The 12,937-nt window shown below is 32.1% G+C and carries 11 protein-coding genes and 1 other RNA gene; all 12 read left to right on the top strand.

Features of this window, described 5'->3' with window-relative positions:
- Window positions 1-91: 91 nt before the first annotated feature.
- A complete protein-coding gene (locus ACX6CF_RS18325) occupies window positions 92-1,123 on the top strand; it encodes a sugar-binding transcriptional regulator (RefSeq protein ID WP_458786812.1) in 1,032 nt (343 codons plus the stop codon).
- Between the two features lie 69 nt (window positions 1,124-1,192).
- Window positions 1,193-2,182, top strand: coding sequence for a type I glyceraldehyde-3-phosphate dehydrogenase (gap, locus tag ACX6CF_RS18320; RefSeq protein WP_458786811.1), 990 nt, complete (start codon window positions 1,193-1,195; stop codon window positions 2,180-2,182).
- A 185-nt stretch (window positions 2,183-2,367) separates the two neighbouring features.
- Entirely contained in the window at window positions 2,368-3,561 is a 1,194-nt protein-coding gene (locus tag ACX6CF_RS18315) for a phosphoglycerate kinase (RefSeq protein ID WP_458786810.1), read from the top strand.
- A 21-nt stretch (window positions 3,562-3,582) separates the two neighbouring features.
- Window positions 3,583-4,332, top strand: a complete 750-nt coding sequence (tpiA, locus tag ACX6CF_RS18310; RefSeq protein WP_458786841.1) for a triose-phosphate isomerase — start codon at window positions 3,583-3,585, stop codon at window positions 4,330-4,332.
- Window positions 4,333-4,486: 154 nt separating this feature from the next.
- Window positions 4,487-6,025 carry a 2,3-bisphosphoglycerate-independent phosphoglycerate mutase gene (gene gpmI, locus ACX6CF_RS18305; protein WP_458786809.1) on the top strand — a complete coding sequence of 513 codons (1,539 nt, stop codon included), beginning with the start codon at window positions 4,487-4,489 and terminating at the stop codon, window positions 6,023-6,025.
- A 179-nt stretch (window positions 6,026-6,204) separates the two neighbouring features.
- On the top strand, window positions 6,205-7,524 hold the full coding sequence (eno, locus tag ACX6CF_RS18300; RefSeq protein WP_458786808.1) for a phosphopyruvate hydratase: 1,320 nt from the start codon (window positions 6,205-6,207) through the stop codon (window positions 7,522-7,524).
- Between the two features lie 61 nt (window positions 7,525-7,585).
- Window positions 7,586-8,254, top strand: coding sequence for a PHP domain-containing protein (locus ACX6CF_RS18295; RefSeq protein ID WP_458786807.1), 669 nt, complete (start codon window positions 7,586-7,588; stop codon window positions 8,252-8,254).
- A 179-nt stretch (window positions 8,255-8,433) separates the two neighbouring features.
- Window positions 8,434-8,682 carry a preprotein translocase subunit SecG gene (gene secG / locus ACX6CF_RS18290; RefSeq protein ID WP_458786806.1) on the top strand — a complete coding sequence of 83 codons (249 nt, stop codon included), beginning with the start codon at window positions 8,434-8,436 and terminating at the stop codon, window positions 8,680-8,682.
- A 207-nt stretch (window positions 8,683-8,889) separates the two neighbouring features.
- Window positions 8,890-11,043 (top strand): ribonuclease R, encoded by a 2,154-nt coding sequence (rnr, locus tag ACX6CF_RS18285; protein WP_458786805.1) that lies wholly within the window; start codon window positions 8,890-8,892, stop codon window positions 11,041-11,043.
- 135 nt (window positions 11,044-11,178) lie between these two features.
- Complete coding sequence (gene smpB / locus ACX6CF_RS18280) at window positions 11,179-11,643, top strand: SsrA-binding protein SmpB (protein ID WP_458786840.1); 465 nt, start codon at window positions 11,179-11,181, stop codon at window positions 11,641-11,643.
- An 86-nt stretch (window positions 11,644-11,729) separates the two neighbouring features.
- Window positions 11,730-12,091, top strand: a transfer-messenger RNA (tmRNA) gene (gene ssrA / locus ACX6CF_RS18275).
- Window positions 12,092-12,228: 137 nt separating this feature from the next.
- A complete protein-coding gene (gene fmt / locus ACX6CF_RS18270) occupies window positions 12,229-12,837 on the top strand; it encodes a methionyl-tRNA formyltransferase (protein WP_458786804.1) in 609 nt (202 codons plus the stop codon).
- Window positions 12,838-12,937: the final 100 nt, after the last annotated feature.

Raw genomic sequence — 12,937 nt, 5'->3', positions numbered from 1 at the left:
GGATGAATTGGTGGTTTAATTCCTTTTTTTTGAAGCAATAGGGACTATAATTGTTCATAGGGCCCCAAAAGGTACCGAAAGGTGATTTATAATGGAAAATACCTTATTAACACTTAAGAAAATTATTCCAAAAGAGATTGAAATATTGCAACGAAGATATGAGATATTAAAGGGAATACATATTTATCAACCAATAGGAAGACGAAGTTTATCCCAAAAATTATCAATTACAGAAAAAATTATTAGGAATGAAACTGAATATTTAAAATCACAAGGTTTCATACTAGTATCAGGTGTTGGTATGAGTACTACTGATTCAGGAGATACTATACTTGAGGATTTGAAAGAGATCATGCATCATGTTAAAGGTCTTAACTATATGGAAGAAGAGGTTAAGAGACTGATTGGATGCGAAGAAGTAGTTGTAGTACCTGGTAATTCATCTGAATTTGATGAAATAAAAGAGAATATTGGAAAAGCTGCTGGTGATGTTTTGTTAAAACATATTAAAGATAATACAATTATCGCTCTTACTGGTGGAAGTACAGTGTATAATGTGGTTAAATCACTAAATAATAAACCAAATACATCCTACAAAGACATACTGGTCGTTCCTGCTAGAGGTAGTTTGAGGAATAATGTTGAATTTCAAGCTAATACTATTGTATCTAAGCTTGCTAAGAAACTTGGTGGAGATTATGAACTTCTTAATATACCAGATAATCTCAGTAAAAAAGCACTTGACAGTGTAAGGAAAGAGCCTGAAATCAAGCAAACAATATCTAATATCTTAAAAGCGAATATAATACTTTTTGGTATTGGTAATGCTTACGAAATGGCTAGAAGAAGGAACTTACCTGAACCAGAGATGGATTTTCTTCATAGAAGACAGGCTGTTGCTGAAGCATTGGGTTATTATTTTAATAAAAATGGTGAAATAGTGTATACATCAAGGTCGATTGGTATAAAATTAGAACATATGACTAAGACTCCTTATCCGATAGCTGTAGCGGGAGGAGCAAAAAAAGCAGAAGCAATAATGGCGGTTAAGAATATTATTAAAAACGGTTCACTAATAATTGATGAAGATGCTGCCACTAGAATAATTGAAGTTATGAAGTAATACTAAAAATGTTTATTAACTGTTATACAGTTTAATATAAAAATTATAATTTATAGGAGGAACAAGAATATGGCAAAGATTGCAATTAATGGATTTGGACGTATCGGACGTAACGCATTTAAAATAGCTATGGAACAAGGTGTAGAGATTGTAGCTATTAATGATTTAACTGATGCTAATACATTAGCTCACTTATTAAAATATGATTCATGTTTTGGTAGATTTGAAGGAACAGTAGAAGTTGGAGATGGAACTTTAGTTGTTAATGGAAAGCAAATTAAAGTATTAGCTGAGAGAAATCCAGCAGATCTTCCTTGGAAAGAATTAGGTGTTGATATTGTTATTGAGTCAACTGGTTTATTCAGACAAAAAGAAAAAGCTCAATTACATATTGATGCTGGCGCAAAGAAAGTAATCATTTCAGCTCCTGGTAAAGGAACAAAATCAATTGTAATGGGTGTTAACGAAGAAGATTATAACCCAGCAGAAGATAATATCATTGATAATGCTTCATGTACAACTAACTGTTTAGCACCATTCGCTAAAGTGTTAAATGATACATTTGTTATTAAAAGAGGTATTATGACTACAGTTCATTCATATACTAATGACCAAAGAATATTAGACTTACCTCACGAAGATTTAAGAAGAGCTCGTGCAGCAGCTGAATCAATTATTCCTACAACTACAGGAGCAGCTGAAGCAGTAGCAAAAGTTATCCCTTCATTAAAAGGTAAATTAACTGGTATGGCTATGCGTGTACCTACTCCTACAGTATCTGTTGTTGACTTAACAGTAGAATTAGGAAAAGATGTAACAGTTGAAGAAGTTAATGGAGCTTTAAAAGCTGCATCAGAAGGAAGTAATGTACTTGGATATTCTGATGAACCATTAGTATCAATTGATTACAGAAAAGATTCACGTTCATCAATCGTTGATGGATTAGCAACACTTGTTATGGAAGGAAGCTTAGTTAAAGTAGTTTCTTGGTATGATAATGAGTGGGGTTATTCAAACAGAATTATTGACTTAGCAAAATATGTAGCTGAAAGACTTTAATTAATATAAGTTTGAATAGATTTAAATAAGGTCCATATGGTCCTCTCTTGTAGGTCAGACTATAGGGAGGACTTTTTTAGTACTCAGATGAGTATGATTACTAATTGTAATAAATTGAAAATTTGAAAAAAGTTAATTTATTTAAGATATATAGATTGAATAATATTGAAGGGAGACGACTAATAATGCTTAATAAAAAGACAGTTGATGATATAAATGTACAAGGTAAGAAAGTATTAGTTAGATGTGACTTTAACGTACCTTTAAAAGATGGAGCGATTACAGATGAAAACCGTTTGACAGCTGCATTACCTACAATTAACAAATTAATTGAAGATGGTGCTAAAGTTATTCTTTGTTCACACCTTGGAAAACCAAAAGGAGAACCTAAGCCAGAGCTTTCACTTGCTCCAGTAGCAAAAAGACTTTGTGAATTATTAAATAAAGAAGTTGTATTTGCGGCTGATGACAATGTGGTTGGTGACAATGCTAAAAAAGCAGTTGCTGATATGAAAGATGGAGAAGTAGTTCTTTTAGAAAATACTCGTTACAGAAAAGAAGAGACTAAGAATGGTGACGATTTCAGTAAAGAATTAGGAAGTCTAGCTGAAATATTTGTTAATGATGCATTTGGTACTGCTCATAGAGCACATTGTTCTAATGTAGGAGTTACTAATTATGTGGATACTTGTGTAGTAGGTTATTTAATGCAAAAAGAGATTGACTTCTTAGGTAATGCTGTAAATAATCCTAGAAAACCATTTGTAGCTATTCTTGGTGGAGCAAAAGTATCAGATAAAATCAATGTTATAAATAATCTATTAGATAAAGTAGATACATTAATCATAGGTGGAGGAATGGCATATACATTCTTAAAAGCTATGGGCAATGAAGTTGGTCTATCATTACTTGAAAAAGATAAAATTGATTATGCAAAAGAAATGATTGAAAAAGCAGAAAAAAAAGGTGTCAATTTCTTATTACCAGTTGATAATGTAGTGGCACAAGAATTTAAAAATGATACACCATTTAATACTGTAAAAAGAGGAATGATTGAACCTGACTGGGAAGGTCTTGATATTGGTGAAGAAACTAGAGAAATCTTTGCTAATGCTGTAAAAGATGCTAAAACAGTTGTATGGAATGGTCCTATGGGTGTATTTGAATTTGAAAACTTTGCAGGTGGAACAATAGCTGTAGCAAAAGCACTAGCTGAAACTGATGCAACAACTATCATCGGTGGTGGTGATTCAGCAGCGGCTGTTAACCAACTTGGATTCGGAGATAAAATGACTCATATTTCTACAGGCGGTGGAGCTTCACTTGAATTCTTAGAAGGAAAAGAATTACCAGGTGTTGCAGCGGCTGACGACAAATAAATATAATAATAGGAGGTTTTAATAATGCGTAAGATGATTATCGCAGGAAACTGGAAGATGAATAAAACTCCAAGAGAAGCTATTGCTTTAATTGAAGAGTTAAAACCATTAGTTAAAAATGATGATGTAGATGTTGTATTTTGTACACCTTATGTTTCATTAGTATTAGCTGTTGAAGCTACAAAAGATTGTAACATTGAAATTGGTGCACAAAATATGTACTTTGAAGAAAGTGGAGCATATACTGGAGAAATTGCTCCTAATATGTTAACTGAAATAGGAGTTAAATATGTTGTATTAGGTCACTCCGAAAGAAGAGAGTATTTTGGAGAAACTAATGAAATAGTTAATAAAAAAGTACTTAAAGCTATTGAACATGGATTAACACCAATTATCTGTTGTGGTGAAACATTAGAACAAAGAGAACAAGGTATAACAGTTGATCTTATTAGAACACAAATGAAAGTTGCATTGAAAGATGTTTCAAAAGAAGATGCAAAAAATGTTGTTCTTGCTTATGAGCCAATATGGGCTATAGGAACTGGTAAGACTGCTACATCACAACAAGCTGAAGAAGTTTGTGCAGCTATACGTCAAGTGGTAAGAGAAGTTTATGACGAAGAAGTGGCAGATGCAGCTAGAATTCAATACGGTGGAAGCGTTAATGCAGGTAATGCAAATGAATTGTTCGCTATGGAAAACATTGATGGTGGATTAGTTGGTGGAGCTAGTCTGAAAGCTGACTTTGGTAAAGTAATAAATTACAAATAATAATGATTATTAGATGAGGTTATGAATTTATTCATAACCTTCTAATCTTCTTATAGGAAAGTTTCCTAACGACTGAAACTTCCTGTAGAAGATGTCACATAGTCATTTTTCTTGATTACAAGTTAAAATAGATTTGATAAGAAGGAGTTAAGAAATGTCAAAAAAACCAACAGTATTAATGATATTAGATGGATTTGGGCTTAATGAAAAAATTGAAGGTAATGGTGTTAAGCTTGCGAAAACACCTATTATAGATAAAATTATGGAAACATATCCTTGCGTTGAAGGATTTGCAAGTGGATTAGATGTCGGATTACCTCATGGACAAATGGGTAATTCAGAAGTAGGCCATCTTAATATTGGTGCTGGTAGAATTGTTTATCAAGAACTTACTAGAATCACTAAAGAAATAGGTGATGGAGAGTTCTTTAACAATAAAGCTCTACTTGCGGCAATTGAAAATTGTAAAGAAAATGATTCAGCATTACATCTATATGGTTTATTATCAGACGGTGGAGTGCACTCACATAATACACATTTATATGCTTTATTAAAATTAGCGAAAGAACATAATGTTGAAAAAGTATATGTACATGCATTTTTAGATGGTAGAGATACAGCTCCAGCTTCAGGTAAAGATTATATTGAAGAATTAGAAGAAAAAATGAGAGAAATTGGTGTTGGTAAGATAGCCACTGTAATGGGACGTTATTACTCAATGGATAGAGATAATCGTTGGGAAAGAGAAAAACTTGCTTATGATGCTATGGTAAAAGGCGAAGGGAAACTTGCTAAGAGTGCCCAAGCTGCAGTACAAGGTTCATATCAAGATGAAGTATATGATGAATTCATACTTCCAACTATTGTTTTAGCAGAAGGAGAACCAACTGGTAAGATAAGCGAAAACGATTCTATAATATGTTTCAATTTTAGACCTGACAGAGCTAGACAGATTACAAGAGCATTCTGTGATGAAAAATTTGATAAATTTGAAAGAGAATTCTTCAAAGTAACTTATGCTTGTTTTACAGATTATGACGTTACTATACCTAATAAAATAGTAGCATTCCATAAAGTTATGCTTCAAAATACATTAGGTGAATACTTAGCGAATAAAGGATTAAAACAACTTAGATTAGCTGAAACAGAAAAATATGCTCATGTTACATTTTTCTTTAATGGTGGTATTGAAGAACCTAATGAAGGTGAAGATAGAATATTAGTTCCATCACCAAAAGTTGCTACTTATGATTTACAACCTGAAATGAGTGCAGAAGAGGTGTGTGATAATCTAGTAAATTCTATTAAATCAGATAAATATGACCTTATTATAGTTAATTTTGCTAATCCTGATATGGTAGGTCATACAGGAATTGAAAAAGCCGTAGTCAAAGCTGTAGAAACAGTGGATACATGCGTTGGAAGAACACTTGATGCATTACTTGAAGTAGATGGTCAAATGTTTATATGTGCTGACCATGGTAATTCAGAACAATTGGTTGATTATATAACTGGTGATCCGTTTACTGCTCACACAACTAATCCAGTTCCATTTATCTTAGTTAATTATAAAGATGATATTACACTTAGAGAAGGTGGAAAATTAGCAGATATTGCACCTACACTACTAGAATTAATGGAAGTTGAAAAACCAGCTGAGATGACAGGCGAATCTTTATTGAAGAATAAATAGTTTAAGTACTTAAGAAGTATTAATAAGATATTATTATGGGTAAAATATAGAGTATAAGATTTATCTTATGAGAAAAAATATATGTTGACTGATTTTTTTAGCTTAATATTTTTGCATATATACAATATTTACCTTTTAATTAATATAATTTTTTAATAGATACGAAAGGAGAAAAAAGTATGAAAAGTTATGTAGAGATTATTGACGTTTATGCAAGAGAGATACTTGACTCAAGAGCTAACCCAACAGTAGAAGTAGAAGTAGTGACAGAAGACGGATATTTAGGACGCGCAGCAGTTCCTTCAGGAGCATCAACAGGAGCATTTGAAGCAGTTGAGCTTAGAGACGGTGGAGACCGTTATATGGGCAAAGGTGTAGAAAATGCAGTAGACAATGTTAATAATATTATTGCAGAAGAAATAATTGGAATGAATGCACTTGATCAAGTAAGAATTGATCAAAAATTACTTGAATTAGATGGAACCAACAACAAGGGTAAATTAGGAGCTAATGCTATTCTTGGTGTATCAATGGCAGTTGCAAAAGCGGCAGCAGAAGCTGTTGGTATGTCATTATATCAATATCTAGGTGGTTTTAATGCTAAGGTAATGCCTGTACCTATGATGAACATATTAAATGGTGGAGAGCATGCTGATAATACAGTTGATATACAAGAATTTATGATAATGCCAGTAGGAGCAACTTCTTTTAAAGATGCATTAAGAATGTGTTCAGAAGTATATCATAATCTTAAAAAAGTATTAAATGAAAAAGGACTAGCGACTAGTATTGGTGATGAAGGTGGATTTGCACCTGATATCGCATCATCAGAAGAAGTTATAGGAATAATTATTGATGCAGTTGAAAGAGCTGGATACAAGCCAGATAGTGATATCAGAATCGCTATGGACGTAGCAGCTTCTGAATTATATAATGAAGAAACTGGTAAATACCACTTCCCAGGCGAAAGCAAAATGAAAGGTGAAGAAGTAATAAGAACATCAGAAGAATTAGTTGATTATTACGAAGACCTTCTTAACAAATTCCCAATCATTTCTATAGAAGATGGATTAGATGAAGAAGATTGGGAAGGATGGAAGTTATTAACTGAAAGAATAGGCGACAGAGTACAATTAGTTGGTGACGATTTATTTGTAACTAATACAGAGAGATTAGAAAAAGGAATTGACCTTGGTGTTGCTAATTCTATCTTAATAAAAGTTAACCAAATAGGTACATTAACTGAAACATTTAATGCTATAGAAATGGCTAATAGAGCTGGTTATACAGCAGTTGTATCACATCGTTCTGGTGAAACAGAAGATAACACTATTGCTGATTTAGTTGTAGCTGCTAATGCTGGACAAATTAAAACAGGAGCACCTTGTAGATCTGACCGTGTTGCTAAATACAATCAATTATTAAGAATTGAAGAAGAATTAGAAGATGCGTCTGAATATAGAGGACTTGATGCTTGGTTTAATTTAAAAGACAAGTAAATGATTTTATGGACCTCGAGTAATCGGGGTCTTTAATTTTTAGAATAAGTAGGTGGTAGCATTGTATAAATATGATTTGCATGTTCATACACAAGAAACTAGTCCATGTGCTAATGTAACAGCTGCAGATATGATGAAAATCTATAAAGAAAATGGCTATTCGGGTGTTGTGATTACTGATCATTATAGACCGGTATTCTTTAATAATAGTAAGTTTACAAGTTGGCAAGATAAGGTTGATGATTTTTTAAAAGGATATAGGATTGCTAAATCTCTAGGGGATAAATATGATATAGATGTACTTCTTGGGATAGAATTTGCTTTCAATAATACCAAAACTAATGATTTCCTTATATACGGTATTACTGAAGAAATTTTGAAAGAATCTCCAGACCTATTGAGTTTGGGACTAGAAGGTTTGAGTAAGTTCTGTAGCCAAAATGATTTATTATTATATCAGGCACATCCATTAAGAGGATATTGTCATCTAGAAGATATAACATTATTGGATGGTGTTGAAGTACATAACGGAAATCCTCGTCATGATTCACATAATGATGAAATAGAAGTAATAGCAGATAAGAATAATCTTTATATGATTTCAGGTTCTGATTTTCATGATTTTGGAGATGAGAATAATGGAGGTATATTTACTAGCCATCGAATAAAAACAAATGATGATTTAATTAAGGTTTTAAAGAATAAAGATTATACTTTGTTTAAAGGTTAAAGATAATTACACTTTGCATCAAGCAGAGTGTTTTTTCAGTGAGAAACCTTTATTTTAAGGATATAAATGGAAGTGTCATACTCTTTTGTTTTGTAGCTTAGATAAAAATAGAAAAAAACAGTTGAATTAATATATAGTTTGTGCTAAAATACTAGTGTTAAACTTTAGGAGGTGTAATCGTGGGAGCGTTAATAATAGTTGTTGAAATAGTATATTTCATAATATGTTTAGGACTAATAGCTGTAGTACTTTTACAAAAAGGAAAGGCTGCAGGATTATCAGGTGCAATTGGTGGAGCTGCTGAAACTTATTGGGGTAAAAACAAAGCGCGTTCTATGGAAGGTAAATTAGAAAAATTTACTAGAGTAGGAGCAATTCTTTTTATTGTTTTATCTGTAGTATTAAGTTTATTAATTAAATACCAATAATAAAAGTAAAGCACTTTGCATCAGAGCAGGGTGTTTTTTTATGCTATAGGAATTATATATTTTAGTCACTTTCCTTGTTAGTTTTATTTTATATAAATAATTACAAGAAATTTAACAAATACTATAAGTAAAAAATATATCATTTTAGCAAATATAATTTATAATCAATTATATCTAGAACTAAAAAATAAATTTTGAAGGTGAAATATGGAAAATACATTAGAAGAAAGAAAACAAGTATTGTTAGAAATAATTAATCACAAAGATTATAAACCAATGAAGATCAAAGAATTGGTAATACTACTAAGTACTAATGGAGATGAAGAGAAAAGATCTTTACTAGAAGAAACATTAGAACAATTGATAGCTGATGGAAAAATAATTAAAACAAAAAGAGGTAAATATGCAAGACCAGAAGCGATAAATATGATTGTAGGAAAATTCATTGCACATGCTAAAGGTTTTGGGTTTGTTGAAATAGAGGGTGAAGAACAAGACATCTTTATACCTGCTCCATATGTTAATGGTGCTTTCAACAATGATACAGTAGCTATAAAACTTATTAAAAGAGACTCTAAGGGTAAACGTAAAGAGGGCGAAGTAATAAGGATTATTAAACGTAATGATAGTGATGTTATAGGAACATACCAAAAAAGCAAAAATTTTGGATTTGTCGTTGCGGATAATAAAAAGTTCACCAAGGATATATTTATTTCCAAAAGCAAGAGTAAAGGTGCAATATCAGGTCATAAAGTAGTTGTAAAGATTACTGATTGGGGTAATGAAAGACGAAATCCAGAAGGAGAAATTGTAGAGATAATTGGTCATATTAATGATCCTGGGACAGATATTCTATCAATTGTAAGAAGTTATGAATTGCCAATGCAATTTCCAGACGTAGTAATGGACCAGCTTGATTATATCCCATCTGAAGTATCAGAAGAGGATAAAGTAGGCAGATTGGATCTTAGGGATATTCAAATGGTAACAATCGATGGAGAAGATGCTAAGGATTTAGATGATGCTATAACCATTCAAAAAAATGATGATGGTACTTTTACATTAGGTGTACACATAGCCGATGTAACTAATTATGTTACAGAGGGGTCACCACTTGATGTTGAGGCATTAAGAAGAGGGACTAGTGTTTACTTAGTTGATAGGGTTATACCTATGTTACCTCATAAATTATCAAATGGTATTTGCTCTCTAAATATGGGTGCGGACCGTTTAGCGCTATCATGTCTTATGGATATTGATGATAAAGGTAATGTAGTTAGTCATAAAATAGCAGAAACCCTTATAAATGTAGATAGAAGAATGACTTATACCAATGTTAGAAAGATTCTTTCTGATAAAGATCAAGAAGTTATTAATGAATATAAAGATTTTGTTAAAATGTTTGAAGACATGGAAGATCTAGCAGCAATTCTTAGAGGAAAGAGAAAAAGAAGAGGTTCTATTGATTTTGATTTTCCTGAAACAAAAGTTATTCTTAATGAAAAAGGTGAACCTATAGACATTATTCCTTATGATAGAAATGTAGCTACAAAACTTATTGAAGAATTTATGCTATTGGCTAATGAAACTATTGCCGAAGATTTTTATTGGCAGGAACTTCCGTTTGTATATAGAACACATGAAGAACCTGATCCAGAAAGACTGGCTACTCTTGGATCTTATATTCATAATTTTGGGTATAGTATAAAAGGTGAAGGTGAAATACATCCTAAGGAAATTCAAAAATTATTAATTGAAATTGAAGGAAAACCAGAAGAGGCTATAATAAGCAGACTAGCTCTTCGTTCAATGAAGCGAGCTTGTTATACAGTAACAGGTGATGGACATTATGGTCTTGCAACAAAATATTATACTCATTTTACTTCACCTATTAGAAGGTATCCGGACTTACAAATACACAGAATCATTAAAGAAAACTTGAATGGTAAAATGGAAGACAAACGAATCAGGCATTATAATGCTATATTGCCTAATGTAGCAAAACAAACTTCTGAGACAGAAAGAACTGCTGAAGAAGCGGAAAGAGAAACTATTAAACTTAAAAAAGTTCAATATATGGAAAAACATATCGGCGAGAAATTTGAAGGGGTTATATCCGGTGTTACTGCTTGGGGCTTATATGTAGAGTTACCTAATACTGTTGAAGGGCTTGTTCATGTCACTACTCTAGATGATGATTATTATATTTTTGATGAGAAGAAACATATTTTTATAGGTGAGCGAACAAGTAAGATATATAGAATGGGTGAAGCTGTTAGAATATCAGTTTTAAGTGTAAACAAAGTTGAGAGAACCATTGATTTTGAATTAGCAACTGAAGAAGCTGACGAAGAAGAATAGATTTTATAACAAAAGTTGAAAAAATTGGTTAAAGTATATATAAATAACATTTAAGATATAAATTTCATCATCACATTACTTGCAATAATTATTATTTATGATATAATATATCTCACGGCAAGTAATGGTGGTGATATTATGGCAAATAATTATAAATTGATTGCACAAAATAAAAAAGCAAGGCATGATTATTTTATTGAAGATACTTATGAGGCAGGAATTGTTCTTGTTGGTACTGAGGTGAAATCCCTTAGAATGGGTAAGGGTAGCATTAAAGAAAGTTTTATTAAAAATGTTGATGGTGAATTATTTATCTTAAATATGCATATCAGTCCTTATGAAAAAGGTAACATATTTAATAAAGACCCACTTAGAACAAGAAAACTTTTATTAAATAAATATGAGATTATTAAAATTCAAGGTGCTGTTGCAACCAAAGGTTATACTATCGTACCTTTAAAAATTTATTTAAAAGGTAGTTTAATGAAAGTTCTAATTGGTATAGCTAAAGGTAAGAAAAAATATGATAAACGCCAAGATATTGCTAAGAAAGACCAACGTCGTGAAGCAGAAAAAAGATTTAAAGTCAGTAACCTGTAATAAAACCTAGTTAATAATTAAAGATATATAGTTATACTGAGCATCTTAGATGTTTATTATTGCTATTAGTCTTAATTATCATATACGGGGGTGTACTGGTTTCGACGGGGACATCAGAAGTACGAGCAGCCATTCGCAGATCACTGGGCCTGCGTCATCAACCTGGTAAACTAAATTAAACGCAGACGAAAATAATAATAATTTCGCATTTGCTGCCTAATTAGGTAGCTGTCTCACCTTAGTGACCCGTAGCTAGGGCTGAGGCACCAAATTAAACGGGGAACTTCACTTCCAAAGCTTTGAGGAGGATGAAGAATTATGAAGCTACTAAAATCTACAGCCTGTCGGTAGGCGTTAGATGGAGGGAATGTCAAAATAGCGACTGTAATGGGAGATACTCGGATGGATGGGTTTTCGGACAGGGGTTCGATTCCCCTCACCTCCATTAAACATATCCACGACAGGAAGATGTCGTGGATTTTTTATATATTTGGAAGAAGAGTGAATATTAGAAAAGCATAACCGGATAAGGCGCTTCGGTTTAATTTCCCTTTGTGCCTTTCATAGAAAGGAATGGTCATAATAATGAAAAATTTGAAAGTAATATTTATGGGTACACCTGAGTTTAGTGTAAATATACTTAATAGCTTAATTTGTAATACTAATGTAATAGCAGTAGTAACTAAACCAGATAAATTAGTTGGTAGAAAACAAGTATTGACAGAATCAGATGTAAAAAAGGTGGCACTTGAAAACAATATAAAAGTAATACAACCAACTAAAATAAGAAATGAATATCAAAGTATAATAGATTTAAATCCTGATATCATTATAACTTGTGCATATGGTCAATTTCTCCCAAAAGAGATATTAGATTATCCTAAATATGGTTGTATAAATGTTCATGCATCGCTTCTTCCAAAATTAAGAGGTGGAGCACCTATTCATAGAGCTATTATTGATGGATATACCACTACAGGTATAACCATAATGTATATGGGTCAAAAAATGGATAATGGTGATATAATAAGCCAAAAAAGCATTGAAATAGAAAAAACTGATAATGTAGGTACGTTACATGATAAATTAAGCCTTTTAGGTGCAGAATTATTAATAGAAACATTACCAAATATTATAAGTGGACAGATAAATGAAAATACTAATCCCCCAGCTATGCTGGGGCGAATAGAGTAAGCGGTAGTGTTAAGTATGTTATTAAAAAGCCTCCTATGGTAAGATGATACTGGTGTCGCAAGCCAATATCAAATAGGAAGCGGTCCTAATGGACAGTTCA

The organism is Vallitalea sediminicola (assembly GCF_054408565.1).
The sequence above is the reverse complement of the archived record's forward strand: the minus strand, read 5'-3'. Positions and strand labels throughout refer to the sequence as shown.